This window comes from Enterobacter chuandaensis (assembly GCF_003594915.1).
Taxonomy (GTDB): Bacteria; Pseudomonadota; Gammaproteobacteria; order Enterobacterales; family Enterobacteriaceae; genus Enterobacter; species Enterobacter chuandaensis.
Genome location: NZ_QZCS01000005.1, coordinates 270,167 through 295,619, shown reverse-complemented (window position 1 = coordinate 295,619; position 25,453 = coordinate 270,167). Strand labels below are relative to the sequence as shown.

Here is a 25,453-nt window from a genome sequence, read left to right as displayed (position 1 = left end):
CGTTACCGCAGAATGAAGGCTGTGTACAGAACGTCAGTGACTTCCTGCTTAGGTTGACCGTTTACCAGCGGAGTTGCCAGCGTCTGTTTGATGGCGTCGACCAGCTTTTGCTTGCCCACGTCGGTAGCCAGCGCCGAAGCGTCCTGACGAGAGAACAGCAGCAGAAGACGGCTGCGCACTTCCGGAAGATAATCGTTCAGGCGCGCGCGGGTCGCTTCGTCCTTCAGGCGCAGCGTAATACCGACATACAGCACGCGATCCGCATCACCGAGGTTAACGGTGAAGGTGTCCAGAGGGAAAAAGACCGGCGCCGGCGGCGGTGCAGGTTCGGCTTTGGCCGCAGCGGTTGATGGTTCCTGCTGCATACGCCAGTAACTATAGCCCGCGGTAGCGCAGGCGGCGAGCGTGATCAACACCAGCAGCGGGATCCAGATGGAACGCTTACTTTTTTTGGTGATAGCGGAGTCTGTCATCTGATACGAGCTTCCTGTTTCGGTACAGCTTAATAAGGTGATTATCCCGTGTCCTGCCGCCGTCAAAGCGTGGAAAAGACGGGGATAATCACGCTACCTCTGGCGTTTAGGCGAAGATGTCTACGGCACTGTTACCGCGCGCCGCGGATTGCAGGGCGGCAGGGGTTGGCAGGAGTTCATCGCTCTCTTCATTAAAACCGCCGTGCTGGCCCGAGCGTGAAGCATGATGCTGCTGGGATGACGACTGCTGTTGTCCGGCAAAGCTCTCGCTGCTGACGCTGCTCTGAGAAAGCTGAATGCCGTTCTCCGCCAGCGAGGTGCGCAGGACCGGCAGCGCGGCTTCCAGCGCCGCACGCACGTGGCTGTGCGCTGAGACCATCTGCAGCTGAGCCTGGTTATCGTCCAGCTTGAGCGAGATTTGTACCTGGCCCAGATCTTCCGGGTGCAGGCGCAGCTCCGCCGTCTGCTGGCCCTGCTTCGTGAACAGGGTGATGTGCTGGCTCAGGGACTGCTGCCATTCGTGGGAACCCAGAGGCTGGCTTAGCACCGGGGCGGTGGCAACGGTGGCGGCAGGCTGGCTTGTCGCATGGCTGGACATAATCGGCGCCAGGGTAGCCGTCGGCGATGACGAGGAGGAAGAACTGGCGAGTTCCTGCTTCTCTGCGGCTGCGGCCACGACAGGTGCGGCAGGCGCGTTGGCGGCGAGATCCGGGCCGTTGCTCTTCGCCTGGCTTTGATAGGATGCAGAAAGCTGCGCTTTATCATGGCTTCCCGCAGGCGCGTTCAGGGACGGTTGTCCCGCTCCGTTTTGTGAAAGCGTTGCTGAACTCAGCGCCTGGGTGGCGGAAACGCCATCGCTGCCTGCCGCACGAGAGGCGGCAGTTTGCTGGTGCGGCAGCATCGCCATCAGCGCGCTTAACCCTGCCAGCTCTTCTTCACTCAGATCTGCTTTACCGTCATCTTTACCGTTGGCCGCATTGAGCGTCTTCAGCGCATCACCCTTAGACAGCGGAACCAGCCCGGTAACCAGGGTATCAATCGACGTGACGGGCGACGTTTCATCGCCATTCAACGCGGTTTGGCGCGAGAGCAGATCGGCAATTTTGGCCTGCAGGGCGGTATCGCCTTTGGCTTCCTGTGCGACTTTCGACAGCTTGCTGCCGGCGGCTTTCAGGTCCGCCAGGGTGAGCGGCGCATCGGTGCCCTTGCCCGTTGCGTCCGTCAGGGCGCCCGCCAGCAGGGAGAGAAAGTCCTGTGCACCGTCGGTGCCTTTCCCTGATTGCATCCCGCCTGACAGGTCGCTGTCGCTCATCAGCAGTTGTTGCAGTGTGATCATTCCGGTTTCCTCATTGATGCGCGCTGGGCAAACTCATCCATTTTCTTCTGATCCAGGCGGTTTTCCGCCAGGGTCGAGGCTGCAATCTGCCGGTCCTGTAAGGTTTGCCAGGCCTGCAGCCGCTGTTTTTTCTCGCGCCAGAAATTCAGCGCGGTATCGACTTTCTGGGTCCACTGGTTTAGCTGCTGGCGGTGCTGTTCTATCGCCTTCTCCAGAGTCTGGATAAACTGCTGATAGTTAATCCAGCGCTGGCTGCCAATGCCCTGTGTCATATCGGTATTGAGGTTGGTGCGATATTCATGCTGATAGTCGATTAACATCTTCAACTGCTCTTCAGCCTGCTGGCACCCGCGTCGCATTGCGCCAAGCTGCAATGCGGCATCATCAACTTCTTTTTCAGCCAGATCTTTCAGCGTTGATAACGCGCTGTTTTGCGCCATGACCTTCGCCCTCCACCTGTGTTACACCTGCGGGAAAATCAGCTCCAGTGCCTGGATTGAATCTTCCCAGTCGGCACGCTCAAAAATGCCCTGTTGTAAAAACGCCTCCAGCTGCGGCCACAGGCTAATCGCCTTATCGAGCATCGGGTCGCTGCCTTTGGCGTACGCCCCCACGCTGACCAGATCGCGGTTGCGCTGGAAGCTGGAAAGCAGTTGTTTGAAGTTACGCACGCGGGCGTAGTGCTTCTCGGTAATCAATGCCGTCATCGCACGGCTGATGGACGCTTCAATATCAATCGCCGGGTAGTGTCCGGCCTCGGCCAAACGACGCGACAGCACGATATGGCCGTCAAGGATCGCGCGCGCGGAGTCGGCAATCGGATCCTGCTGGTCATCGCCCTCGGTCAGCACCGTATAGAACGCGGTGATGGAGCCACCGCCGCTGATGCCGTTCCCCGCACGCTCTACCAGCGCAGGGAGTTTAGCGAATACCGAAGGCGGATAGCCTTTGGTGGCCGGCGGCTCGCCGATGGCCAGCGCGATTTCACGCTGCGCCATCGCGTAACGGGTCAGGGAATCCATGATCAGCAGTACGTGCTTGCCGCGGTCACGAAAATCTTCGGCGATACGGGTGGCGTAGGCGGCACCCTGCATACGCAGCAGTGGCGACACGTCCGCCGGGGCGGCGATAACCACCGAGCGGGCGCGGCCTTCCGCACCCAGAATATTTTCGATAAAGTCTTTTACTTCGCGACCACGCTCGCCGATCAGGCCCACAACGATCACGTCCGCCTGGGTATAGCGCGCCATCATGCCGAGCAGGACGGATTTCCCCACGCCAGAACCGGCGAACAGGCCCATACGCTGCCCGCGCCCCACGGTGAGCAGGGCGTTGATCGGACGCACGCCGGTATCCAGTACATGTTCGATAGGGGTACGCTGCAGGGGGTTGAACGGCTGGGTAATCAGCGCGCCGGTTTCGGTGGTGTCCGGCGCGGGCAGACCATCCAGCGGTTTCCCGCTGCCGTCCAGCACGCGGCCGAGCAGGGCAGGGCCAAGCGGCAGCTGTTTCCCGCTTTGCAGCCCGTCGCCGCTGATGTTTTTCGCGTAGACGCGCGCGCCGGGTAGAATGCCTTCCACCTCTTCAAGCGGCATCAGGAACAGGCGCTGGCCGTTAAACCCGACCACTTCGCTTTCAACTTCACGTGTTTCCAGACCATCCTGACGCTCAATGACGCAGGTCGCGCCCAGCGGAAGCTGCAGGCCGGTCGCCTCCAGCACCAGACCGGTGGCGCGCGTCAGTCGCCCATAACGACGAACAGATGGCAGTTGCGCCATCTTCGTCTCAAAGTTGTCGAGCGTGGTGAGCCAGCGGGTGAGGCGTGCGGTCATCAGACGACTCCCGGTGCCGCCAGGCGACACAGTTCCTGCCAGCGTGTGGCGACGCTGGCATCCAGGTCGCCTTCGTCGGCAGAGACTTTGCAGCCGCCGTGGTGCAAGGACGGGTCGCCGCGCAGACGCCAGCCATGCAGGCTAAGCGTTGCGCCCAGGCTCTCTTCCACGCGCTGCAGATCGTCCGGGTGGACGCGCAGCTGCGGTTTGCCGCTGAACAGCGGCTCCTGCTGAAGTAGCCCCTGAATTTGTTTGATCAGCGCGGTGTTATCCACCACCGGCGTCTGGCCGATAACCTGACGCGCCGCCTCCAGCGCCATCTGCATCAGACGCGAGGCAATCACGCTGTCCAGCGCGTCCAGCGTGTGTTGAAATTCGCTGACCAGTTGCTGCATGCGGGCATGGATCGGCGCCTGCTGCTGGCGCGCCTGATCGATGCCGTGCTCTAACCCTTTCGCCAGGCCTTCCTGGTATCCGAGATCGTGCCCCTTCTGGCGGCCTTCATTCAGACCAGCGTTATAGCCCTGCTCGTGCGCCTGCATTTGCAGCTGAGCCAGCATTTGTGCCTGCTGCTCCTCTTCGCTCAGCTCGGGCTGTTCGACGTCCGCATCGGGCTCTGCGGGCGAGACCACCGCGGGCGTGAATTCGGCAAGGGGAGGGGCCAGATCGTCCGGCGTCCAGCGCTTCCACGACAGCTCATCAGACATAGGTGTCGTCTCCGCTGCCAATTACCATCTCGCCGGTTTCCGCCAGACGACGAACAATAAGCAGGATGGCTTTCTGTTCGTTTTCCACCTGAGACAGACGCACCGGGCCGCGGTTGGCAAGGTCGTCGCGCAGGATATCTGCCGCACGCTGAGACATATTGCGCAGGAACTTCTCGCGCAGCGGCTGCTCGGCACCTTTGAGGGCGATAAGCAGCGACTCGGAGTCCACTTCCTGGAGCAGGCGCTGGATGCTGCGATCGTCCACTTCGACCAGGTTTTCGAACAGGAACATCTCGTCGATAATTTTCTGCGCCAGTTCGCCGTCGAATTCGCGAACCGCCGTAATGACCGCCTCTTCCTGCTGCGTTTTCATCAGGTTGATGATTTCCGCCGCCGTTCTCACGCCGCCCATTTTGCTGCGCTTGAGGTTCTGGCCGTCGAGCAGGTTGTTCAGCACTTCGGTCAGCTCCGCCAGCGCAGCCGGCTGGACGCCGCCGAAGGTCGCAATACGCAGCATCACGTCGTGACGCAGGCGCTCTTCGAACAGGGCCAGAATATCCGCCGCCTGTCCACGTTTGAGGTGAACCAGGATGGTGGCGATAATTTGCGGGTGCTCGTCGCGAATAAGGTCGGCGGCACTCTGCGGCTCCATAAAGTTGAGCGTTTCGATCCCGCTGGCGGTATCGCGCGTTTCCAGAATATCTTCCAGCAGGCTGGCGGCACGCTCTTCGCCCAGCGCTTTAACCAGCACGGAACGCAGGTAGTCGTTGGCGTTGACGTTAAGCGCTGCAAACTGTTCGGCTTCCTGCTCAAATTCCGACAGCACGTCGGTCAGTTGCTTGTTGGAGATCTGACGCACGTTGGCCATGGCTGCGCTGAGAATTTGCACTTCGCGCTGGGAGAGGTGCTTGAACACCTCTGCCGCGCGGTCTTCGCCAATGGTCATCAGCAGGATGACGCTTTTATCGGTGCCCGTAAGCGTATTACTCATGTTCGTTACCCATCCACTGGCGGATGACCAGCGCCACGACGCGCGGATCGTTATCTGACATTTCGCGAATGCGCTGGCTCATCACCTCGGCACCCATGCGCTGGTTCGCGCGGCGCTGCTGCATCTGTTCATCTTTACTGAGGCGTACTTCAACCGCTTCTTCCACTTCCTGACGTGCGCTCATCTGTTCGCGAGCCGCTTTTTCGGCTTCAGCACGACGCTGGAGCTGCGGACGAACGCCCTTACGCCACAGCAGCCACGCGACAATCAGCACCAGCAGCCAGCGTCCGGCGGACATCAGCTGGTCGATAAATGCCTGCTGTTGCCAGAACGGCAGTTCACCGCCGGTCTCTTCAACCGAGTTGAACGGTGAGTTGACCACGTTGAGGGTATCGCCGCGCTTCTCGGAGTAGCCCATCGCTTCGCGGGTCAGGTTTTCAATCTGCTTCATCTGCTCGGCAGTCAACGGCAACGGTTTGCCATCCGGCAGGGTTTTGTAGTTCACCACTACCGCAACGGAGAGACGCTGAATATCACCCACGTTCAGCTTAGTGTGGCGAATGGTCCGGTCCACTTCGTAGTTCGTGGTTTCGTTACGGCTGCTGGTGCGCGGACCGGCGTTATTAGTCGTTGAAGTGGTCTGCTGATTATTTTGCTGACCGTTCTGCTGATTGGCCGGTGGCGTAGAAATCGGTGCCGCGTTAGCCGGAGCAGGCTGGTTAGAGAGCGCGCCCGGCACGCCGCCAGGGTATGCGCCGCCGACCTGCTCGTTCGAATTGATCTGGCGCGAACGCATCACCGCCTGAGCCGCATCGCCGTTCGGGCTGTATTGCTCTTCGGTTTGCTCTTTATTAGAGAAGTCAATCTGCGCGGTTACCTGCGCGTGCACGTTACTGTTCCCCACCACCGGGCCGAGGATCGCTTCGATGCGGCGCTGGAGACGGTTTTCAACGTCGGCGGCGTATTTCAGCTGCGCGTCGTTCAGATCACGACCGGCTGTATTGGACTGGGTCAGCAGGTGTCCGCTTTGGTCCACCAGCGTGACGTTACCCGGCGGCAGCCCTGCGACGGCGCTGGAGACGAGATGCGTTACCGCGCTGATTTGCCCTTCGTCCAGCGCGCGGCCGGGTTCGAGGTTTACGGTAACGGAAGCCGAAGGGGATTTCTGTTCACGAACAAATAAAGAAGGTTTAGGCATCGCCAGGTGCACGCGGGCACTCTTCACCGGGCCTAACGTTTCAATGGTGCGGGCCAGCTCACCTTCCAGCGCGCGCTGGTAGTTCACCTGCTCGCTGAACTGGCTGATACCGAACTTTTCCTGGTCCAGCAGTTCAAAACCGACCGCGCCGCCCTTTGGCAGCCCCTGCTGTGCCAGACGCAGACGCAGCTCGTGCACCTTATCTGCCGGTACCTCAAGCGCACCGCCGTTATCGGCAAAGCGATAGGGGATGTTCATCTGGGTAAGCTGGGTGACGATGGCGCCGCCATCCTGATCGGAAAGGTTGCTGTAGAGCGTGCGGTAATCAGGGCTTTTCGCCCATAAAACCATCGCTACAAGGATCGCAATTGCGGCAGCGCCTGCCACGATCAACGGGATTTTAGGATTCGCGCGAAGGCGGTTCATCCACTCGAGTGATTTATTTTGTGGCGCTGTCGATGCTGTTGCACTCATTGCGCACCTCTTAAATCCTGGTGGTTTACGTTATTCGTGTAGAGAAACAAAACTGACTCCCGGGTCGGCAAACACGACAAAAGTTCCATATTGATGGCCCTGCCATTATTTGACGATTCCGGATTTTCTATGCGTCAAATAACCTGGTTTTTTAACGCTATTTACCGCCATTATCTTATTGACAAGCTGTTAGTCTTGACCGCGTAAAAAACCATCCAGGGGAGAGTCATGGCTATACAGGGCATTGAAGGGGTAATCAGTCAGTTGCAGGCAACGGCGATGACGGCCCGTAATCAGAATGTGGCAGACCAACAGCCGAGCATCAGCTTTGCAGGGCAACTGCACGCCGCTCTTGACCGTATCAGCAATACCCAGACCGCTGCGCGCACGCAGGCGGAGAAGTTCACCCTCGGCGAGCCGGGCGTGGCGCTGAACGATGTGATGGCCGATTTGCAAAAAGCCTCGGTTTCCCTGCAGATGGGGATCCAGGTGCGTAACAAGTTGGTGTCGGCGTACCAGGAAGTGATGGGGATGCAGGTTTAAGCAATCTAACTTGATGAAATTTATAGTTAATAGTTGCTCCCAAACATGTTATGGGACATGGGCGGGGCAAAGCTAATTACATTTCGTTCTGGATAGGCGTCTCGTATGTTCAATTTCGCCTTCCAGAACTGTACCCCTTCGACGCATTTCACCAGTTTTGTCACGTCTTCATGATGCAAACATATGTTTCACCTGGACTGGCCTGATAAAATGTAACTCCTTTATTTTACAGGGATAGAAAAGTGAAAAGTTTGTTTCTGTTTTGTTCTGCAATTTTACTGGCAGGTTGTTCCGCTAAATACAGCACAAATAATATTCAGGAGCGTACGGAGCCCCTGTTAAAAGATTCCCCAGTTGTGATCTCTCAGCCAACTGACGGTGTATATGAAACACACACTTATTCGGGGTCTGGCAAAGCTACGGCAGACGCTGCAAAAGCTGCATTTTTGCGACATTCAGATAATGTGACAGTTTTTGCCGACTGTGATGATCTTGCCTGTCTCAAAAGCCGCCATACAATTAGCCGCGGTTATTATGTGGTCCCACAGATATTGCACTGGGAAGATCGTGCAACTGAGTGGTCCGGCATTCCAGACAAGATTGAAGTGAAAATCACTGTATATAATAGTGAATCCAATAGTCGTGTTGCATCAACAATTATCAATGGCAAAAGCAAGTGGGCTACCTTCGGTGGCGATCACCCACAGGATCTGTTACCAGAACCTGTAAGCGCGTTTATATCGAGTCTGTATTAATTTTCAACATGCTGTCATACAGAACCGCGTTTAAACGGGGTTCTGTCAGATTTCAGTAAGCCTGTCTTTCTTATGTTTAAGCCCCCTCGATCTTCGCTGGCAGCCACAGCGCTTTAATGCCACAATATTTTTTTCTTCGAATGCAGGAAAGATGATGAAAAAAATAGCAATTGCTGGCGCGCTGCTGGCACTGACCGGGTGCGTTCAGGTCGATAACTATCAGGACGTGATCAAGCATCCTGTCCCGGCGAACCTGGCGGGATACTGGCAGTCGAAAGGACCGCAGAGCAGCCTGGTGAGTCCCGAAGCGATTGCCACGCTGGTGGTGACGGAAGAGGGCGATACGCTGGACTGCCGCCAGTGGCAGCGCGTGATTGCCGTGCCGGGTAAGATCATGCTGCGTTCAGACAGCTATTACAACGTCACGCGTAAGTTGGATATCTATCCGCTGGATCGCGACGGTGCAACGCTTGAGTATGACGGGATGGAGCTGCAAAAGGTTGACCGCCCAACGGTGGAATGTGCTGATTACCTGAGCAAAAATCCGCTGGAGAGTAAACTACCGTAGCCGTTTTTTGCCGGGTGGCGCTGACGCTTACCCGGCCTACGGGACTGATGGTAAACGCAAAACGGCAACCTCGTTGCCGTTTTTGGTGTTTGCACCCTCTCCCAAAGGGAGAGGGGCGGGGTGAGGGGACCAGGCCGCACCTTTTCCATTACTACAACGCATCCTCAATCACCCACACGCTCAGGCTTCCCCCTTTACAGGTAAAGGTGCCTTCGCCATCCGCCGCGGTGGTGACCGTTTCTTCGCGATTGCCAAGGAAATCACGCCACGTTTTGTTGCCGTAGTTTTCCCCCAGGCAAATCACCTTCTCTCCGTCGTCGCCGTTCGACATGACCACCACGCAGCCGGGATCGTCCTCGGTGCCGCTGCGGCTGAAAGCGATGCAGTTTGGATGATCGAAAAATAGCGTCTGTACGCCGTGGGCAAAACGCTGGCGGGCGAGGATCAGCTCGTGTAGCTGCTCAATCACCGGCATATCAATGTGGTAGGTTTCGCCGTCGCCTCCCGTATCGTCATAGCTGGCACCGAAGAGATCCGGATAAAAGACGCTCGGCACGCCATTTTCCCGCAGCAGGATCAGCGCGTAGGCCAGCGGCTTGAACCAGGCTTCGACCGGCGCTTCGAGCGCCTGCAAAGGTTGGGTGTCGTGGTTCGCGACGAGGGTGACCGCATGGAACGGGTCGGCCTCCACCAGCGTACCGGTGAAGATCTGGCTCATGTCGTAATCCCGCCCCTGGCGCGACGCCTCGTGGAATTTCATCTGCAGCGGGGCATCAAACAGCATGGTTTTGCCCTCGACCTGGTCAATATAGGCCTGCAGTTTGTCCACCTCGTGAGACCAGTATTCCGCCACGATAAACAACGGCTGGTCGGCGACCTCCTGAACGTGCTCTATCCACTCTTTGTAAAACCAGGCGGGAATATGCTTGACGGCGTCCAGACGAAAACCGTCGCAGCCCGTCTGTTCCATGACCCAGCGGGCCCAGTATTTTATCTCCTCGGTGACGGCATGGTTGCGAAAGTCGATGTTTTCGCCCATCAGATAATCGAAGTTACCCATCTCGTCATCGACCTGGTCGTTCCAGCCTTCGCCGGTGTAGTCGTTGACGATTTTAAAAATGCCGTCTTCATCGGGGTTTTCAATATGATCGATACCGCTGAAGCATTTGTAATCCCAGATAAACTGCGAATATTGCCCGGCGCGGGCAGGGAAAGTGTAGCGTGTCCATGCTTCACACTCAACGATCTCATCAGCGATTTGCGTGCGGTCCTGTTCATTTACGCGCTGTACGCGGACAGACTCTTTCTCATCTGCCCCCATTTTATGGTTGACCACCACGTCCAGCAGTACGGCAATGTCGTTGCTTTTGAGGGCGTCGATGGCCTCCAGCAGCTGCGCTTTGTCACCATATTTTGTGGCGATGCTGCCTTTCTGATCAAACTCGCCGAGATCGAACAGATCGTAAGAGTCATAGCCAACCGAATACCCGCCGGAAGCCCCTTTATACGCGGGCGGCAGCCAGATCATGTTGATGCCGATTTCATTGAGATTGGGGGCTAACGCCGCGACTTCTCGCCACAATTCACCGCCAGCGGGGTAATACCAGTGAAAGCATTGTAACAGGGTGGGGTTTTTCATCGTCCGTGCTCCAGAAGCCATTTGGCAGACTTCTGGAGTATGGATGAAGAAATCATAATTGTGTGTCGCGGGTAACACTTTCTGGATAAAGAATATTCCCTGACAGCTTTCCATAGGTAGAGGTGATGGATTGCTGTTTGCCGGTCTGGTCGATGAGATTACGCAGTTCGTCCATCCGCACTTTCAGCAGCGCCTTTAACGTATTCTCATTGTCGAGGATCATTTCCAGCAGCGCACGCGCTTGATCAACCTGAGCCGGAGGACATGACATGATGGGCGTTTGCGAGATCCTTTCCACCAGTTGAACGTAATGCATTTCCTGCTCGATAAGCGCATCCCATTGACCAGAATGTGCGAGATTTAGCATAGCAATGCTCTGAGCATGTAACGCCTGCCAGTGGCTAAGCGCTGCGCTGGGATTATTCATCAAAATTATCCTGAAATAGAGGACGCATTGGGGCCGATTTGCTTCCACGCATCCGCAATGTTGTTTAATAAACCCTCGACTTCAACAATTGCGTCTACATCATTACTGACGTTTGCCAGTAATAAACGTCGAACCATATATTCGTACAAGGAGGCAAGATTACTGGACAGCTCGCTCTCAACCTCCATGTTCAGTCCTGCTTTTAAACCGTTGTCGATGATGTTAATGGCTTTCGTTAACGCTTCGCCTTTTTCACGAATTTGTCCGGCTTCCATGAACAAACGCGCGCGGACGAGGGCGCTATGCGCCCCGTCGAACAACATGACAATCAGCTGGTGTGGACTGGCATTCATAACTGCGCTTTCGACTCCTATCTGCTGATAGGATTGAACACCAGAGGTCTTATACATATCCACTCCTGAAGGCTACGACTATTTCTGTGAGAACTGTTGGGTCAGGTAGTTGGCCGTACTGGTCATTTTGGTGACTAATACGTCCAGACTGGTGAACTGCGCTTTGTAACGCGCCATGGTGGCATCAATAGAGGCTTCCATAGAATCGTAACGTTCGCCCAGGGTTTTCAGCGTTTTGTTGATACCGTCTTTCGCATTCTGGATCACACCCGCGCTGCCGGTACTGGTGCTGAGCATGGTGGTCAGCGTGTTGTTCATCTGGGTCGCCAGACCGGTTTTCTTTCCGTCGCCGATAAAGTACTGCTGCACGGCAGTCGGGTTGTCGGTCAGCGCTTTTTTCAGCTTATCGGTATCCACTTTGAGGTTACCGACCGTACCGTCTGCGCCTTTGACTGGATCCTGGGTAATCCCCAGCTGAGCCATGATCTGAACGGAGCCGGCCTGGACTTCGGTCAGCAGACCGCGTAGCTGAGACTGGATCCCGCGCACGTTTGCATCACCGACCAGCGCGCCGTTGCTCGTTGACTGGCCGCCTGCACCCGCGTCGACCGGCACATATTTGGTCAGGCTGTTAATGGTGGACTGCAGCGAGTTATATGCGGTTACCCAATCCGTTACGGCTTTCTGGTTCGCATCCGTGGCGCGCGTCACTTCCAGCATTTCATCCGCTTTACTTTCTGCCTTCACGGTGAAGGTCATCCCCGGCAGCGCATCGGAGATGGTGTTCGATTGACGCTCAATCTTGATGTCGTTCACGACGACAATCGCGTTCTGTGCCGCGGTATTCACCGTCAGCGCGCCGGTTTTGGCGGTTGAGTCGTAGCCGATGGCGCTTTGCAGCTTGTCGTCCCCGGTGACGCTGATGGTCATCTCGCCATCCGTACCGGTGGTTTTCGAGGAGAGCATCAGGCGGTAATCGCCGTCTTTCGCCTTGATTACGCTGGCGGTGACGTTGCCGTTCGCTTTATTGATCGCGCTGGCGATCCCGGCAAGCGACGTATCGCCATCGGCCAGGTTCACCTCTAAAGGCGTTTTAGTCCCCGGCTGGGTAATCGTAATTTTACGCGTCGTGCCGGTCGTATCGCCCAGCAGCTCCGTGTTGGTGGTATAGGAGCCCGTCGTGAGCGCCTGTGCTTTTGCCACCTGGTTGACGTTAACCACATAAGAGCCGACGGATGCGTCTGCGGTCGTGGTTGCCGTAAAGGCCGTGTTGGTGCTGCTTACGGCGGTTGAGTTCCATGTGGTCGCTTTACCCAGCGCAGCGGTCGCAGTCTGCAGCGAGGTCATGGCACTCTGCAGCTTGCCGTACGCGCTTAACTGTGCGTTATACGTTGATTGCTGGGTAGTAATCGTCGTCAGCTTGGATCGTTCTGCTGCATCCAACTGATTATATAATTCCCCGAGTCCTGCAGAACCTATCCCGAGGTTACTGATAGTAGCCATGCATATTTTCCTTAAATACGAAAGTAGTTCAGGACTCTTATCGGCCTCGAATAGTAAAAGTTTACGATGGTGAGAAAAAAATAATCCAAAAAATAGGCATGTCCTGGCGCGGTAAATGAAACGATTGCACTTTGGGATAATTTTTAGTGCGTCAATAACACGGGTAAGTGTGTGCCTTTTTTGTCGTATCCTGCGTAATAAAAAGCCGTAAATAATAACGTTATGATGAACCTTAATTGATTTTTTAAAAATAAAAATATTATTAATCATGAGGTTATAATTTTTTCAAAATTGATTCTAAAGTCTTTTCAGGACCCGTCGATAACCTTGTTGACGGTGAGAGACGCTGTGAGTGTTAGGCACCGGACCTAAAACCCAATTTTTGAAGGAAAGAAAATTATGGCAGTTATCAATACTAACCTGTTGTCCCTGACTACTCAGAACAACCTGAACAAATCTCAGTCTTCTCTGGGCACTGCTATTGAGCGTCTGTCTTCAGGTCTGCGTATCAACAGCGCGAAAGACGATGCCGCTGGCCAGGCGATTGCAAACCGCATGACCTCCCAGATCAAAGGCATGAACCAGGCAGCGCGTAACGCCAACGACGGTATCTCCATGGCGCAGACTGCTGAAGGTTCCCTGAACGAAATCAACAGCAACTTGCAGCGCATTCGTGAACTGGCTGTTCAGGCAACAAACGGTACTAATAGCTCGACTGACCTGGCCTCTCTGCAGGACGAAGTTAAAGCTCGTCTGGATGAAATCGACCGTGTTGCGGGCAAAACTGACTTCAACGGCATCAAACTGCTGGACGGTACTGCAGGTACTGCTGGTGTGGTTAAAATTCAGGTTGGCGTGAACGACGGCGACACCATCGATCTGGACCTGAAGGGTGCCAAAGCCGATACTACCGAATTGGGCGTGAAAGGTATCGATCTCTCAGCGCTGGCTGGTGGTGAGCTGAAAACTATCGACGATGCGATCGCTAAAGTTGATAAAGCACGTTCCGGTCTGGGTGCTGTGCAGAACCGCTTCACTTCAGCAATTAACAACCTGAACAACACCTCTAACAACCTGTCTGCTGCTCAGTCCCGTATCCAGGACGCTGACTACGCAACTGAAGTTTCCAACATGTCCCGCGCGCAGATCCTGCAGCAGGCTGGTACTTCTGTTCTGGCTCAGGCAAACCAGGTTCCACAGACCGTTCTGTCTCTGCTGCGTTAATTTTACGCATCAAGCCCCGCTTCGGCGGGGTTTTTTTGTCTCTGAATTTTGAGGATCCGCCCGTGAAACAGATCGTTATTACCCAGCCTAAACTGGTCGCAGATTTTTCCTGTGTCGGTGGGGAATGCCGTTAACATTGTTGTCAGGGCTGGACCATCGCGTTCGATAAATCCTCCGTCAACCGCTATCTCAACAGTAAAAACGCGGCAATTCGCCAGACGGCGAAGACGGGAATTAAAGTTACCAAAAAACAGTACGGCCACTGGGGTGAGGTGATTTTCCATACGGAGAGTAAAAACTGCCCGTTTATGGATACCGATAAGCTCTGCTCAATTCATGGCGCGATGGGCGCTCAGGCCTTAAGCCCGACCTGTTCGTCATTTCCCCGGACAAACCGGGTCTATAAAACCGAAATCGAAAAATCCCTCAACCTCTCGTGTCCGGAAGTGACCCGTCTGCTGCTGAACGATCGAGAGTCGATGGCGATGATGGAATTCGTCAGCGTTCAGCAGGACGTGAATAATGCGCCAGCGATGGATTTGAAGATTAAGGTCATCAATCTCTTCTGCCAGAACCTATTCAGCGTTGAGGCGGTGAGCGTTGAAGAACAAGTCTATGCCGTGGTGAAATTCCTGATGGTGGCTGAAAAGCTCGAAAAACTGGAAGAGAATATCAGCACGCTCGAAACGGTATATTTTTCGCTGGTGAACGAGCTGGTGAGCGGCAAAATCAAGACGGAGTTAGGCGGGTTTAATCAGAACTACAGCCTGAAATTCGCATTAATCTCGCTCATCCAAAGCTACTTTACGAAGAAAGCGACGGCCCGCGGTGGCGCCGTATTAAACCGTTATTTTGATCAGCTTTATAAACAGTTTAACTCTGTCGATGACACCCTTCCGGCAGAAAAAGTGATGGAAAATATCGAGTCCGTCTGGCGCGATGTGGCGGGCAGTTACCTGGCGGAAAACGATCACCTGTTTAAAAACTTTTTTAAATACAAGCTCTGGCAGCAGGGCTTCCCGCAGAACAATGGCCGCAGCATGTTGAATAATCTTTATTTAATCGTTGCGGAGTTCTATTTCCTCAAATCGCTGCTTGCCGGGCAGGCCATCGTCGCGGGGAAAATTGAACAAGACAATATTATTGACGTTATTTACAGTTTCCACTCCCTGAGCCAGCATAATCAGGAAGCCGGAAAGCTCTTTCATCAACATATAGATAGCGTCAAACTGGGCGACGATCTTTCATTGTTGCAACTGTTAATTTAGCCAGGAAAGTTGCCCCAGCTGTGGGCAACCTCAGAATAACCTCACTTTATCCCCCTTTTTCATCCAATTGAACGCCCTGCAGAATCGGATAATCATGCCGATAACTCAACTAACGCAGGGCTGTTTATCGTGAATTCACTCTATACCGCTGAAGGTGTAATGGATAAACACTCGCTGTGGCAGCGTTATGTCCCGCTGGTGCGTCACGAAGCATTGCGCCTCCAGGTGCGCTTGCCGGCGAGCGTGGAACTTGACGATCTGCTACAGGCGGGCGGTATCGGGTTATTGAATGCAGTTGACCGATACGACGCTCTGCAAGGAACGGCATTTACGACTTACGCAGTTCAGCGTATTCGTGGTGCGATGCTGGACGAGCTGCGCAGCCGGGACTGGGTGCCGCGCAGCGTTCGCCGCAACGCGCGCGAAGTGGCGCATGCGATGGGGCAGCTGGAACAGGAACTGGGACGCAACGCAACGGAAACAGAAGTGGCGGAACGTCTTGGCATTGCTGTTGAAGAGTATCGTCAGATGTTGCTCGATACCAATAATAGCCAACTCTTCTCTTATGATGAGTGGCGCGAAGAGCATGGCGATAGCATCGAGCTGGTGACGGATGAACACCAGCAGGAAAACCCGTTACACCATTTAATGGAAGGGAATTTACGCCAGCGCGTAATGGAAGCGATTGAGGCTCTGCCTGAACGCGAGCAGCTGGTATTGACCCTTTATTACCAGGAAGAGCTTAACCTCAAAGAGATCGGCGCTGTTCTGGAGGTGGGAGAGTCGCGGGTGAGCCAGCTGCACAGCCAGGCCATTAAACGCTTACGAACCAAGCTGGGTAAGTTATAGGTGATTGATTCACCTGAAAAATGCCGCACAACGTATTGACAACCAGGAGTTATCATGACGGTGCAGCAATCTAAAAGACGGCCTTTAAGCCGCTACCTGAAAGACTTTAAACACAGCCAGACGCATTGCGCCCACTGTAATAAATTACTCGATCGTATCACGCTGGTTCGCCGCGGCGAGATCGTGAATAAAATCGCGATCTCTCGTCTCGACACGTTGATGGATGAAACCGCGTGGCTCGAAGAGCAAAAAGAGTGGGTGGCGCTTTGCCGTTTCTGTGGCGATCTCCACTGCAAAGAGCAAAGCGACTTCTTCGACATCATCGGCTTCAAACAATTCCTGTTTGAACAAACGGAAATGAGCCATGGCACCGTGCGCGAATATGTCGTTCGCCTGCGCCGCCTTGGGCAGCATCTGACCGTTAACAACATCTCTCGCGATCTGCTGAAAACCGGCTATCTGGATGAGAATCTGGAGCCGTGGCTGCCTGCAACCAGCACCAACAACTACCGAATTGCGCTGCGCAAGTACGCGCAATATAAGGTACAAATGCCGGGTGCCGTGAAGCAGAAAGCGCTCGCCGGAACAACTTCTGATATATATTAAAAAAGAATAAGATGTAGCGCAGTCGCCTTTGACGTTGCAGGCGATTTCTCTACACTACGTAAAAATTCCACTATATCGGGGTATTTATGAAATTAGCACTTCTGGGTCGTCAGGCGCTGATGGGAGTTATGGCCGTCGCGCTGGTTGCGGGCATGAGCGTGAAAACGTTCGCTGCTGAAAACCTGCTGAATAAAGTAAAAGAGCGCGGTACGTTGCTGGTCGGGCTGGAAGGAACCTATCCTCCGTTCAGCTTCCAGGGTGATGACGGCAAGCTGACCGGTTTTGAAGTGGAATTTGCAGAAGAACTGGCGAAACACCTCGGCGTCAAAGCGTCCCTGAAGCCGACCAAATGGGACGGTATGCTGGCGTCGCTGGACTCCAAACGCATTGACGTGGTGATTAACCAGGTAACCATTTCTGACGAGCGTAAGAAGAAATATGACTTCTCCACGCCGTATACCGTGTCCGGTATCCAGGCGCTGGTGAAGAAAGGTAACGAAGGCTCCATCAAATCCGCTGCCGATCTGAAAGGCAAAAAAGTCGGTGTCGGTCTGGGAACCAACTACGAAGAGTGGCTGCGTCAGAACGTTCAGGGCGTGGATATCCGCACCTATGATGATGACCCGACGAAATATCAGGATCTGCGCGTGGGCCGTATCGACGCCATTCTGGTTGACCGCCTGGCTGCACTGGATCTGGTCAAGAAAACCAACAATACCCTGGCGGTAGCGGGTGATGCCTTCTCTCGTCAGGAATCCGGCGTGGCCGTTCGTAAAGGTAACGAGGATCTGGTGAAAGCCATTGATGCCGCCATTGCCGATATGCAAAAAGACGGAAGCCTGAAGGCGCTGTCCGAGAAGTGGTTCGGGGCTGACGTCACCAAATAAGTCTCTGACGTGAAAAAAAGGCGCTTTTAAAAGCGCCTTTTTTATTTCTTACGCGTCTGCGTGCATAATGAAAAATATCACATTTTGTCTGAGTTACCGGAGAACCCATGTCACTACAGAATTTAACGCGCTTTCCCCGTCTGGAGTTTATCGGCGCGCCGACGCCTCTGGAGTATCTGCCGCGATTTTCTGATTATTTAGGACGCGATATTTTTATTAAGCGCGATGACGTGACGCCGATGGCGATGGGGGGCAATAAGCTGCGCAAGCTGGAGTTTCTGGCGGCTGACGCGCTGCGCGAAGGCGCGGATACGCTTATTACTGCCGGGGCAATTCAGTCTAACCACGTTCGTCAGACGGCGGCCGTGGCGGCAAAGCTTGGCCTTCACTGCGTGGCCCTGCTGGAAAACCCGATTGGTACGAAGGCAGAAAATTATCTGACCAACGGTAACCGTCTGCTGCTGGATCTGTTCAATGTGCAGGTTGAAATGGTCGATGCGTTGACTGACCCAAACGCACAGCTTGACGATCTGGCCACGCGCCTGGAAGCGCAGGGCTTTCGTCCGTATGTCATTCCCGTCGGCGGCTCGAATGCGCTGGGCGCGCTGGGCTATGTGGAAAGTGCGCTGGAAATCGCCCAGCAGTGTGAAGGGGCGGTGAGCCTCTCGTCCGTGGTGGTTGCCTCCGGAAGCGCAGGCACCCATGCCGGGCTGGCGGTAGGGCTGGAGCAGCTGCTCCCGGACGTCGAGCTGATTGGCGTGACGGTGTCCCGCAGCGTTGCGGATCAGAAACCGAAAGTGGTCACGTTACAGCAGGCGGTCGCAGAACAGCTGGAGCTGACGGCAAAGGCCGATATCCTGCTCTGGGATGACTATTTTGCACCGGGTTACGGCACGCCTAACGAAGAGGGAATGGAAGCGGTTAAGCTGCTGGCACGCCTCGAGGGTATACTGCTTGATCCGGTTTATACGGGCAAAGCGATGGCCGGGCTTATCGATGGCATTGCGCAGAAACGCTTTAAGGATGAAGGGCCGATTTTATTTGTGCACACCGGCGGGGCGCCCGCGCTGTTTGCTTATCATCCTCATGTCTAAAAATCAGGTCGAAAAATAATAATGCAAGAAAGTATTCAACTGGTTATTGATTCCCTGCCGTTCCTGCTGAAAGGTGCGGTGTTTACATTACAGCTCAGTATCGGCGGGATGTTCTTCGGGCTGGTGCTGGGCTTTGTGCTGGCCCTGATGCGCATGTCGTCCATCCTGCCGGTACGCTGGCTGGCGCGCTTTTATATCTCCGTGTTTCGCGGCACGCCGCTTATCGCTCAGCTCTTTATGATCTACTACGGTTTGCCGCAGTTCGGCATCGAGCTCGATCCCATCCCGGCAGCGATGATTGGCCTGTCGCTTAATACGGCGGCATACACGTCCGAAACCCTGCGAGCGGCGATCTCGTCAATCGATAAAGGGCAGTGGGAAGCGGCGGCCAGTATCGGGATGACGCCGTGGCAGACGCTGCGTCGCGCCATTCTGCCGCAGGCGGCACGCGTGGCGCTTCCGCCGCTGAGCAACAGCTTCATCAGCCTGGTGAAAGATACCTCCCTGGCGGCGACCATTCAGGTGCCGGAGCTGTTCCGTCAGGCGCAGCTTATTACCTCCCGCACCCTGGAAGTCTTCACCATGTATCTGGCCGCCTCGCTGATCTACTGGGTGATGGCGACGGTGTTGTCTGCCCTGCAAAACTACTTTGAAAACCAGCTTAACCGCCAGGAGCGTGATCCAAAATGAGTGCTATCGACGTCAAAAACCTGGTGAAAAAATTCCACGGTCAAACGGTGCTGCACGGGATCGATCTTGAAGTCGAGCAGGGCGAAGTGGTGGCGATTATCGGGCCGAGCGGTTCGGGAAAAACCACGCTGCTGCGCAGTATTAACCTGCTTGAACAGCCGGAAGGGGGCACCATTCGGGTTGGAGAAATAACCATTGATACCGGTAAATCCATCAGCCAGCAGAAAGGGTTGATTCGCCGTCTGCGTCAGCATGTTGGCTTTGTGTTTCAGAGCTTCAATCTTTTCCCGCACCGCACGGTGCTGGAAAATATTATTGAAGGGCCGGTCATCGTAAAAGGTGAGCCGAAAGAGGAGGCGACGGCACGCGCCCGTGAACTGCTCGCCAAAGTTGGGCTGGCAGGGAAAGAGACCAGCTACCCGCGCCGTCTGTCGGGCGGGCAGCAGCAGCGCGTGGCCATCGCACGCGCGCTGGCGATGCGCCCTGACGTGATCCTGTTTGATGAACCGACCTCCGCGCTCGATCCCGAGCTGGTGGGTGAGGTGCTGAATACCATCCGCCAGCTGGCGCAGGAAAAACGCACCATGGTCATCGTCACCCATGAGATGAGCTTTGCGCGCGACGTGGCGGACAGAGCCATCTTTATGGATCAGGGGCGGATTGTGGAGCAAGGACCGGCGAAAAGCCTGTTTGCCAATCCTCAGCAGCCGCGAACCCGCCAGTTCCTTGAAAAATTCCTTATGCAGTAGCATTTTTGCACTCATTTGCTCCAGAAAGTTCTTCTGGAGCAAATTATTCTCGTTCTACGCCCGTAAGCGTGTTTTTTTATTCCACCCGGCTCGTTTAAAGCTTATCAATAGCGCAGTTAATTGTGCTATTGCCGATATTTTGTAGTTAGAAATAAGTTTTATGTGTTAGGTTATATTCACCATAATAATGATTATCTTTTCAGAGGCTTCTTTTAGTAAGTATGAAGGATTCAGACTTTTTCACCTGGCGACGGGATTGCTCCCTCCGGTTTCAGGAATTGACCTGTGCCGACGAGGTATATCAGGAACTTCAGCGACAAACTCAGGCGCTGGAATTCGATTATTACGCACTTTGTGTGCGCCATCCTGTGCCGTTTACGCGACCTAAAATTTCTGTGCATACCACTTATCCGCAACAGTGGCAGGCGCAATATCAATCAGAGAACTATTTCGCCATCGATCCCGTGTTAAAGCCGGAGAATTTCATTCAGGGTCATTTGCCCTGGACGGACGCATTATTCGCCGATGCGCAGGATTTATGGAGCAGCGCACAGGACCACGGTTTACGCACGGGAATAACGCAATGCCTGATGCTGCCTAATCATGCGCTTGGCTTCCTGTCGGTTTCCCGTACTAGCGCGCAGGAAGGACCGTTTTCCAGCGAAGAAATAGAACTGAGGCTGCAGATGCTGGTGCAAATGGCATTACTCTCTCTGTTGCGTTTCGAAGATGAGATGGTCATGCCGCCAGAAATGAAATTCAGCAAACGTGAGCGTGAAATTCTGAAATGGACCGCGGAAGGGAAGACGTCGGCGGAAATAGCCATCATTCTCTCCATTTCAGAGAATACGGTTAACTTCCATCAGAAGAATATGCAGAAGAAATTTAATGCGCCGAACAAGACGCAGATTGCCTGTTACGCAGCGGCAACGGGGATGATCTGATTAGACAATACGTTCTGCGTGACAGACGAACGAACGGCTGAATGCACTGCATCCAGCCGTTTTTTGTTACTGGCGGTAGGCTTGTTTGATTTGCTTGACGGTATTAGCAAATACGGCCGATTCCGCCTGGTCTTCCATCTGCGCGATTTGTTTTTCCATTTTAATGATCACACGACCAGCGTCAGCCTGGCCCATCGCCTGCAGCATCAGCGTTAGCAGCGCTTTAAGGCAGTTTACTTCCTGTGCCAGTTCCTGGTTATTCTCCGCAGTGGCAAAATCAGGTGTGCTCATTTATTTTCCTCATTATTAAACGGCGCTAAAGCGCGACGACGAAAGTCAAGGCGGCGGAGTATACCACAAGCTGCAGCAAAAAATGCAGTGGTTGTTTTTCGTACTTTTCCGCCGCTGTTTATTTGCGTAAACACAGCCTGTCGCTAAACTGTGGCGAGCCATGACTATTAATTGTTTAAGCCCGGTTCGCTTGCCGTTAATTATTGTTACAAAAATTTGAGAACTGTTTTTTAGCGCGGATTGCCTGAAAGCTTTTTGTAACTTTTTGAATACAGATGCTTAAAAATAGCAGCAAAAGCCCTGCTTGTACGGGCCCGCTTTCCACGGACTGTACAGGCTAATTTCCAAAAACGAGAGCGAAATCGAATAGCCGGTTTTTTAACGTTTTAATCTTGTGAGGAAAACCGTTAATATAAACCAAATTATCACTCAGTAGCGTTATCCCTATTCTGGAGACATTTCCTTTGATCAACGTCCTTCTTGTTGATGACCACGAACTGGTGCGCGCAGGGATACGACGCATTCTTGAAGATATTAAAGGTATTAAAGTTGCCGGTGAGGCGTGCTGTGGGGAAGATGCCGTAAAATGGTGCCGCACGAACTCGGCCGATGTGGTGTTAATGGATATGAACATGCCCGGCATCGGTGGTCTTGAGGCAACACGCAAAATCGCGCGTACCTTTGTTGATACGAAAGTCATCATGCTGACCGTACACACGGAAAACCCGCTGCCCGCGAAGGTGATGCAGGCGGGCGCAGCCGGTTACCTTAGCAAAGGCGCCGCCCCGCAGGAGGTCGTCAATGCTATCCGTTCCGTGTTTGCCGGACAGCGTTATATCGCCTCTGACATTGCCCAGCAGATGGCGCTGAGCCAGATCGAACCCGAGAAAACGGAATCGCCGTTTTCCAGTTTGTCTGAGCGTGAATTGCAGATTATGCTGATGATCACCAAGGGTCAGAAGGTGAATGAGATTTCCGAACAGCTGAATCTTAGCCCGAAAACGGTGAACAGCTATCGTTATCGAATGTTCAGTAAACTGAACATTCATGGTGATGTTGAACTGACTCATCTGGCCATCCGACATGGTTTGTGTAACGCGGAGACGTTGTTAAGTCAGTGAGTGATGTATTCGATTCAAAAGCATTTCTGAAAACCGTAACCAGCCAGCCAGGCGTCTATCGGATGTATGACGCTGGCGGTACGGTTATCTATGTGGGGAAGGCAAAAGATCTTAAAAAACGCCTTTCCAGCTATTTTCGCAGCAACCTTGCCTCCCGTAAGACCGAAGCGCTGGTCGCACTCATTCAGAATATTGATGTCACCGTCACGCATACCGAGACGGAAGCGCTGCTGCTTGAGCACAACTATATAAAGCTCTATCAGCCACGCTACAACGTGCTGCTGCGGGACGACAAATCCTATCCTTTTATCTTTCTAAGTGGCGACACCCATCCGCGCCTGGCGATGCACCGCGGTGCTAAACATGCAAAGGGTGAATATTTCGGGCCGTTCCCTAACGGCTATGCCGTGCGTGAAACGCTGGCGCTGCTGCAAAAAATCTTCCCGATCCGCCAGTGTGAAAACAGCGTCTACCGCAACCGCTCGCGCCCGTGTTTACAGTACCAGATTGGTCGCTGCCTGGGGCCTTGCGTCGCGGGGCTGGTCAGTGAAGACGAGTATGCGCAGCAGGTGGAGTATGTACGCCTGTTCTTAGCTGGCAAAGACGATCAGGTCTTAACCCAGCTGATCGAACGGATGGAAAAAGCCAGTGCCGCCCTTGAGTTTGAAGAGGCTGCGCGCATCCGCGACCAAATTCAGGCGGTGCGCAGAGTCACTGAGAAACAGTTTGTCTCGAATACCGGTGACGATCTCGACGTTATCGGTGTCGCCTTCGACGCCGGAATGGCCTGCGTGCATGTGCTGTTTATTCGCCAGGGCAAAGTGCTCGGCAGCCGCAGCTATTTCCCGAAAGTGCCTGGCGGCACTGAGCTGGGAGAAGTGGTGGAAACCTTTGTCGGCCAGTTTTATCTGCAGGGAAGCCAGATGCGAACGCTGCCCTCTGAGATCCTGCTCGATTTTAGCCTTGACGACAAAACCCTGCTGGCCGATTCGCTTTCCGAACTGGCAGGACGTCGGGTTAATGTTCAAACCAAACCGCGCGGCGACCGGGCACGCTATCTGAAGCTGGCGCGGACCAACGCGGCGACGGCGCTCACCACGAAACTGTCCCAGCAATCGACGGTCAGCCAGCGTTTAACCGCCCTGGCGACGCTCCTGAAGTTGCCGGAAGTCAAACGTATGGAATGTTTCGATATCAGCCATACGATGGGGGAACAGACGGTGGCGTCCTGCGTGGTGTTTGACGCCAACGGCCCGCTGCGCGCCGAATATCGCCGCTACAATATCACCGGCATCACGCCGGGTGACGACTATGCCGCCATGAATCAGGTGCTGCGCCGTCGCTACGGTAAAGCGATTGAAGAGAGCAAGATCCCGGACGTCATTCTTATCGACGGCGGGAAAGGGCAGCTGGGTCAGGCAAAAGCGGTCTTTGAGTCGCTCGACGTTGAGTGGGACAAAAACCATCCGCTGCTGTTAGGCGTGGCGAAAGGGGCGGATCGTAAGGCCGGTCTGGAAACGCTTTTCTTTGAGCCAGAAGGCGAGGGCTTTAGCCTGCCGCCGGATTCCCCGGCGCTGCATGTCATCCAGCATATTCGCGATGAGTCGCATGACCATGCCATCAGCGGCCACCGCAAAAAGCGGGCGAAGGTCAAAAACACGAGTACGCTTGAGACCATTGAGGGCGTGGGACCGAAACGCCGCCAGATGCTGCTGAAGTATATGGGCGGATTGCAAGGATTACTCAACGCCAGTATGGAGGAAATTGCAAAAGTGCCGGGTATTTCGCAAGGGCTGGCAGAAAAGATCTACTACTCGTTGAAACATTGAGGGCTCTGTAGCAACATAGAGCTAAATTTTACTGACAACAAATAGTTACCGTCACTATGCAATATAATATCCCTACGTTGCTCACTCTCTTTCGTGTTGTGCTCATTCCGTTCTTTGTGCTGGCGTTTTACCTGCCGGTCGTCTGGGCACCCTTTGCCTGCGCACTGATCTTCCTTATTGCTGCGGTAACGGACTGGTTTGATGGTTACCTGGCGCGCCGCTGGAACCAGAGCACCCGTTTCGGTGCGTTTCTCGATCCGGTTGCGGATAAAGTGATGGTGGCGATTGCGATGGTGCTGGTGGCTGAGCACTATCATACCTGGTGGGTAACGCTGCCCGCGGCAACCATGATCGGCCGCGAGATTATCATCTCTGCGCTGCGTGAATGGATGGCGGAGCTGGGAAAACGCAGCAGCGTTGCGGTGTCCTGGATCGGTAAAGTGAAAACAACTGCCCAGATGGCTTCGCTGGTCTGGATGCTCTGGCGCCCGAACGCCTGGGTCGAGTGGGCAGGGATTGGTCTCCTGTGGGTGGCGGCAGTGCTGACGTTGTGGTCAATGCTGCAATATTTGAACGCTGCGCGCGGGGATTTGCTTGATCAGTGATCGTTTCGCCGTAATTTTCAGCAAACGATCCAGACAAGCAAAAAATAACGTTGACTCATCACGTCATATCAGTAGAATGCAACGCATCGAACGGCGGCACAGCAAGCCGGACGATAATGAAATCAAGTAGTTAGCAGTTAACTTGATGACATGCGGGAATAGCTCAGTTGGTAGAGCACGACCTTGCCAAGGTCGGGGTCGCGAGTTCGAGTCTCGTTTCCCGCTCCAGATTAAAGACATGCGCAATAGCGGGTGTCAGCTTGAAAAGTTTTACGGCGCGTTAGCAAAGCGGTTATGTAGCGGATTGCAAATCCGTCTAGTCCGGTTCGACTCCGGAACGCGCCTCCACTTTCTTCCCTGGCCGGATGGTGGAATCGGTAGACACAAGGGATTTAAAATCCCTCGGCGTTCGCGCTGTGTGGGTTCAAGTCCCACTCCGGCTACCATGGGAAACAAAGAATAATCAAAGCAATAAGCAGTGTCGTGAAACCACCTAC

Annotated in this window: 27 protein-coding genes, 3 tRNA genes and 1 pseudogene; 18 read left to right on the top strand and 13 right to left on the bottom strand. The window is 54.3% G+C overall.

Annotated elements, in window-relative coordinates:
* Nucleotides 1–2 precede the first annotated feature (2 nt).
* The 7 genes from fliL to fliF all read right to left on the bottom strand — a co-directional run bounded on the left by fliL (nt 3) and on the right by fliF (nt 7,011).
* Nucleotides 3–473 carry a flagellar basal body-associated protein FliL gene (gene fliL, locus D5066_RS11020; protein WP_021241388.1) on the bottom strand — a complete coding sequence of 157 codons (471 nt, stop codon included), beginning with the start codon at nt 471–473 and terminating at the stop codon, nt 3–5.
* 106 nt (nt 474–579) lie between these two features.
* Complete coding sequence (fliK, locus tag D5066_RS11015) at nt 580–1,809, bottom strand: flagellar hook length control protein FliK (protein ID WP_119915948.1); 1,230 nt, start codon at nt 1,807–1,809, stop codon at nt 580–582.
* A complete protein-coding gene (fliJ, locus tag D5066_RS11010; RefSeq protein WP_006811155.1) occupies nt 1,806–2,249 on the bottom strand; it encodes a flagellar export protein FliJ in 444 nt (147 codons plus the stop codon). Before fliJ ends, fliK begins: the two co-directional genes overlap by 4 nt.
* A 21-nt stretch (nt 2,250–2,270) precedes the next feature.
* Complete coding sequence (fliI, locus tag D5066_RS11005; RefSeq protein WP_080329528.1) at nt 2,271–3,641, bottom strand: flagellar protein export ATPase FliI; 1,371 nt, start codon at nt 3,639–3,641, stop codon at nt 2,271–2,273.
* Nucleotides 3,641–4,348 carry a flagellar assembly protein FliH gene (gene fliH, locus D5066_RS11000; RefSeq protein ID WP_080329527.1) on the bottom strand — a complete coding sequence of 236 codons (708 nt, stop codon included), beginning with the start codon at nt 4,346–4,348 and terminating at the stop codon, nt 3,641–3,643. Before fliH ends, fliI begins: the two co-directional genes overlap by 1 nt.
* Nucleotides 4,341–5,339, bottom strand: a complete 999-nt coding sequence (gene fliG / locus D5066_RS10995) for a flagellar motor switch protein FliG (RefSeq protein ID WP_080329526.1) — start codon at nt 5,337–5,339, stop codon at nt 4,341–4,343. Before fliG ends, fliH begins: the two co-directional genes overlap by 8 nt.
* The gene (gene fliF, locus D5066_RS10990) at nt 5,332–7,011 is read right to left on the bottom strand and encodes a flagellar basal-body MS-ring/collar protein FliF (RefSeq protein WP_119915947.1); all 1,680 of its coding nucleotides are present in this window, start codon (nt 7,009–7,011) and stop codon (nt 5,332–5,334) included. Before fliF ends, fliG begins: the two co-directional genes overlap by 8 nt.
* A gap of 228 nt (nt 7,012–7,239) precedes the next feature.
* On the opposite strand from fliF, the gene fliE reads away from it, so the two are divergent.
* The 3 genes from fliE to yedD all read left to right on the top strand — a co-directional run bounded on the left by fliE (nt 7,240) and on the right by yedD (nt 8,877).
* On the top strand, nt 7,240–7,554 hold the full coding sequence (gene fliE / locus D5066_RS10985) for a flagellar hook-basal body complex protein FliE (protein WP_080329524.1): 315 nt from the start codon (nt 7,240–7,242) through the stop codon (nt 7,552–7,554).
* 242 nt (nt 7,555–7,796) lie between these two features.
* Nucleotides 7,797–8,309, top strand: coding sequence for a DUF4823 domain-containing protein (locus tag D5066_RS10980; RefSeq protein WP_119915946.1), 513 nt, complete (start codon nt 7,797–7,799; stop codon nt 8,307–8,309).
* Between the two features lie 154 nt (nt 8,310–8,463).
* Nucleotides 8,464–8,877 carry a lipoprotein YedD gene (gene yedD, locus D5066_RS10975; RefSeq protein ID WP_080329523.1) on the top strand — a complete coding sequence of 138 codons (414 nt, stop codon included), beginning with the start codon at nt 8,464–8,466 and terminating at the stop codon, nt 8,875–8,877.
* 151 nt (nt 8,878–9,028) lie between these two features.
* On the opposite strand, the gene amyA is transcribed toward yedD, so the two are convergent.
* The 4 genes from amyA to fliD are packed head-to-tail and all read right to left on the bottom strand — an operon-like array spanning nt 9,029 to nt 12,799.
* Complete coding sequence (gene amyA / locus D5066_RS10970; RefSeq protein ID WP_119915945.1) at nt 9,029–10,516, bottom strand: alpha-amylase; 1,488 nt, start codon at nt 10,514–10,516, stop codon at nt 9,029–9,031.
* Nucleotides 10,517–10,568: 52 nt separating this feature from the next.
* Nucleotides 10,569–10,943 (bottom strand): flagella biosynthesis regulatory protein FliT, encoded by a 375-nt coding sequence (gene fliT / locus D5066_RS10965; RefSeq protein ID WP_080329521.1) that lies wholly within the window; start codon nt 10,941–10,943, stop codon nt 10,569–10,571.
* Nucleotides 10,944–10,948: 5 nt separating this feature from the next.
* Entirely contained in the window at nt 10,949–11,353 is a 405-nt protein-coding gene (fliS, locus tag D5066_RS10960; protein ID WP_061097763.1) for a flagellar export chaperone FliS, read from the bottom strand.
* Between the two features lie 21 nt (nt 11,354–11,374).
* Nucleotides 11,375–12,799 (bottom strand): flagellar filament capping protein FliD, encoded by a 1,425-nt coding sequence (gene fliD, locus D5066_RS10955; protein WP_119915944.1) that lies wholly within the window; start codon nt 12,797–12,799, stop codon nt 11,375–11,377.
* Nucleotides 12,800–13,198: 399 nt separating this feature from the next.
* Between fliD and D5066_RS10950 the strand changes: the two genes are divergently transcribed.
* The 9 genes from D5066_RS10950 (at nt 13,199) to sdiA (ending at nt 21,110) form a co-directional block, all read left to right on the top strand.
* Nucleotides 13,199–14,023 carry a flagellin N-terminal helical domain-containing protein gene (locus D5066_RS10950; protein WP_045260344.1) on the top strand — a complete coding sequence of 275 codons (825 nt, stop codon included), beginning with the start codon at nt 13,199–13,201 and terminating at the stop codon, nt 14,021–14,023.
* Between the two features lie 155 nt (nt 14,024–14,178).
* Complete coding sequence (gene fliB, locus D5066_RS10940) at nt 14,179–15,291, top strand: flagellin lysine-N-methylase (protein WP_208861683.1); 1,113 nt, start codon at nt 14,179–14,181, stop codon at nt 15,289–15,291.
* A gap of 129 nt (nt 15,292–15,420) precedes the next feature.
* Nucleotides 15,421–16,140, top strand: a complete 720-nt coding sequence (locus D5066_RS10935) for an RNA polymerase sigma factor FliA (RefSeq protein WP_014170714.1) — start codon at nt 15,421–15,423, stop codon at nt 16,138–16,140.
* Nucleotides 16,141–16,194: 54 nt separating this feature from the next.
* A complete protein-coding gene (fliZ, locus tag D5066_RS10930; RefSeq protein ID WP_080329517.1) occupies nt 16,195–16,746 on the top strand; it encodes a flagella biosynthesis regulatory protein FliZ in 552 nt (183 codons plus the stop codon).
* Between the two features lie 86 nt (nt 16,747–16,832).
* Complete coding sequence (tcyJ, locus tag D5066_RS10925; protein ID WP_119915941.1) at nt 16,833–17,633, top strand: cystine ABC transporter substrate-binding protein; 801 nt, start codon at nt 16,833–16,835, stop codon at nt 17,631–17,633.
* 107 nt (nt 17,634–17,740) lie between these two features.
* Nucleotides 17,741–18,727 carry a D-cysteine desulfhydrase gene (dcyD, locus tag D5066_RS10920; protein WP_119915940.1) on the top strand — a complete coding sequence of 329 codons (987 nt, stop codon included), beginning with the start codon at nt 17,741–17,743 and terminating at the stop codon, nt 18,725–18,727.
* A 21-nt stretch (nt 18,728–18,748) separates the two neighbouring features.
* Nucleotides 18,749–19,417: a cystine ABC transporter permease gene (gene tcyL / locus D5066_RS10915; RefSeq protein ID WP_119915939.1), complete on the top strand. Its 669-nt coding sequence runs from the start codon at nt 18,749–18,751 to the stop codon at nt 19,415–19,417.
* Entirely contained in the window at nt 19,414–20,166 is a 753-nt protein-coding gene (gene tcyN, locus D5066_RS10910; RefSeq protein ID WP_041909387.1) for an L-cystine ABC transporter ATP-binding protein TcyN, read from the top strand. Before tcyL ends, tcyN begins: the two co-directional genes overlap by 4 nt.
* Before the next feature lie 221 nt (nt 20,167–20,387).
* Nucleotides 20,388–21,110: a quorum-sensing transcriptional regulator SdiA gene (gene sdiA, locus D5066_RS10905; RefSeq protein ID WP_080329514.1), complete on the top strand. Its 723-nt coding sequence runs from the start codon at nt 20,388–20,390 to the stop codon at nt 21,108–21,110.
* 66 nt (nt 21,111–21,176) lie between these two features.
* Here sdiA and D5066_RS10900 read toward each other — a convergent pair whose 3' ends face one another.
* A complete protein-coding gene (locus D5066_RS10900; protein ID WP_080329513.1) occupies nt 21,177–21,401 on the bottom strand; it encodes a DUF2594 family protein in 225 nt (74 codons plus the stop codon).
* Between the two features lie 25 nt (nt 21,402–21,426).
* Nucleotides 21,427–21,507 (bottom strand): annotated as a pseudogene (locus D5066_RS23335) (hypothetical protein); the annotation flags it as partial.
* 358 nt (nt 21,508–21,865) lie between these two features.
* On the opposite strand from D5066_RS23335, the gene uvrY reads away from it, so the two are divergent.
* The 6 genes from uvrY to D5066_RS10870 all read left to right on the top strand — a co-directional run bounded on the left by uvrY (nt 21,866) and on the right by D5066_RS10870 (nt 25,402).
* Nucleotides 21,866–22,522 (top strand): UvrY/SirA/GacA family response regulator transcription factor, encoded by a 657-nt coding sequence (uvrY, locus tag D5066_RS10895; RefSeq protein WP_119915938.1) that lies wholly within the window; start codon nt 21,866–21,868, stop codon nt 22,520–22,522.
* Complete coding sequence (gene uvrC, locus D5066_RS10890; RefSeq protein ID WP_119915937.1) at nt 22,519–24,351, top strand: excinuclease ABC subunit UvrC; 1,833 nt, start codon at nt 22,519–22,521, stop codon at nt 24,349–24,351. The genes uvrY and uvrC overlap by 4 nt, the downstream gene beginning before the upstream one ends.
* Before the next feature lie 56 nt (nt 24,352–24,407).
* The gene (gene pgsA / locus D5066_RS10885; RefSeq protein WP_041909393.1) at nt 24,408–24,956 is read left to right on the top strand and encodes a CDP-diacylglycerol--glycerol-3-phosphate 3-phosphatidyltransferase; all 549 of its coding nucleotides are present in this window, start codon (nt 24,408–24,410) and stop codon (nt 24,954–24,956) included.
* Nucleotides 24,957–25,108: 152 nt separating this feature from the next.
* Nucleotides 25,109–25,184: transfer RNA gene (locus D5066_RS10880), tRNA-Gly, on the top strand.
* 46 nt (nt 25,185–25,230) lie between these two features.
* Nucleotides 25,231–25,304 (top strand) — tRNA-Cys (locus tag D5066_RS10875).
* Nucleotides 25,305–25,315: 11 nt separating this feature from the next.
* A tRNA-Leu gene (locus D5066_RS10870) sits at nt 25,316–25,402 on the top strand.
* The last annotated feature ends 51 nt before the right edge of the window (nt 25,403–25,453 follow it).

Excerpts from the sequence above, each read along its gene's own strand:
- fliI (WP_080329528.1), bottom strand. The coding sequence starts at position 3,641 with ATGACCGCACGCCTCACCCGCTGGCTCACCACGCTCGACAACTTTGAG.
- pgsA (WP_041909393.1), top strand. The coding sequence starts at position 24,408 with ATGCAATATAATATCCCTACGTTGCTCACTCTCTTTCGTGTTGTGCTC.
- D5066_RS10900 (WP_080329513.1), bottom strand. The coding sequence starts at position 21,401 with ATGAGCACACCTGATTTTGCCACTGCGGAGAATAACCAGGAACTGGCA.
- sdiA (WP_080329514.1), top strand. The coding sequence starts at position 20,388 with ATGAAGGATTCAGACTTTTTCACCTGGCGACGGGATTGCTCCCTCCGG.
- tcyL (WP_119915939.1), top strand. The coding sequence starts at position 18,749 with ATGCAAGAAAGTATTCAACTGGTTATTGATTCCCTGCCGTTCCTGCTG.
- fliH (WP_080329527.1), bottom strand. The coding sequence starts at position 4,348 with ATGTCTGATGAGCTGTCGTGGAAGCGCTGGACGCCGGACGATCTGGCC.
- amyA (WP_119915945.1), bottom strand. The coding sequence starts at position 10,516 with ATGAAAAACCCCACCCTGTTACAATGCTTTCACTGGTATTACCCCGCT.
- fliS (WP_061097763.1), bottom strand. The coding sequence starts at position 11,353 with ATGTATAAGACCTCTGGTGTTCAATCCTATCAGCAGATAGGAGTCGAA.
- fliZ (WP_080329517.1), top strand. The coding sequence starts at position 16,195 with ATGACGGTGCAGCAATCTAAAAGACGGCCTTTAAGCCGCTACCTGAAA.
- fliL (WP_021241388.1), bottom strand. The coding sequence starts at position 473 with ATGACAGACTCCGCTATCACCAAAAAAAGTAAGCGTTCCATCTGGATC.
- dcyD (WP_119915940.1), top strand. The coding sequence starts at position 17,741 with ATGTCACTACAGAATTTAACGCGCTTTCCCCGTCTGGAGTTTATCGGC.
- fliG (WP_080329526.1), bottom strand. The coding sequence starts at position 5,339 with ATGAGTAATACGCTTACGGGCACCGATAAAAGCGTCATCCTGCTGATG.
- fliE (WP_080329524.1), top strand. The coding sequence starts at position 7,240 with ATGGCTATACAGGGCATTGAAGGGGTAATCAGTCAGTTGCAGGCAACG.
- fliT (WP_080329521.1), bottom strand. The coding sequence starts at position 10,943 with ATGAATAATCCCAGCGCAGCGCTTAGCCACTGGCAGGCGTTACATGCT.
- tcyJ (WP_119915941.1), top strand. The coding sequence starts at position 16,833 with ATGAAATTAGCACTTCTGGGTCGTCAGGCGCTGATGGGAGTTATGGCC.
- fliF (WP_119915947.1), bottom strand. The coding sequence starts at position 7,011 with ATGAGTGCAACAGCATCGACAGCGCCACAAAATAAATCACTCGAGTGG.
- tcyN (WP_041909387.1), top strand. The coding sequence starts at position 19,414 with ATGAGTGCTATCGACGTCAAAAACCTGGTGAAAAAATTCCACGGTCAA.
- D5066_RS10950 (WP_045260344.1), top strand. The coding sequence starts at position 13,199 with ATGGCAGTTATCAATACTAACCTGTTGTCCCTGACTACTCAGAACAAC.
- yedD (WP_080329523.1), top strand. The coding sequence starts at position 8,464 with ATGAAAAAAATAGCAATTGCTGGCGCGCTGCTGGCACTGACCGGGTGC.
- fliJ (WP_006811155.1), bottom strand. The coding sequence starts at position 2,249 with ATGGCGCAAAACAGCGCGTTATCAACGCTGAAAGATCTGGCTGAAAAA.
- fliK (WP_119915948.1), bottom strand. The coding sequence starts at position 1,809 with ATGATCACACTGCAACAACTGCTGATGAGCGACAGCGACCTGTCAGGC.
- fliD (WP_119915944.1), bottom strand. The coding sequence starts at position 12,799 with ATGGCTACTATCAGTAACCTCGGGATAGGTTCTGCAGGACTCGGGGAA.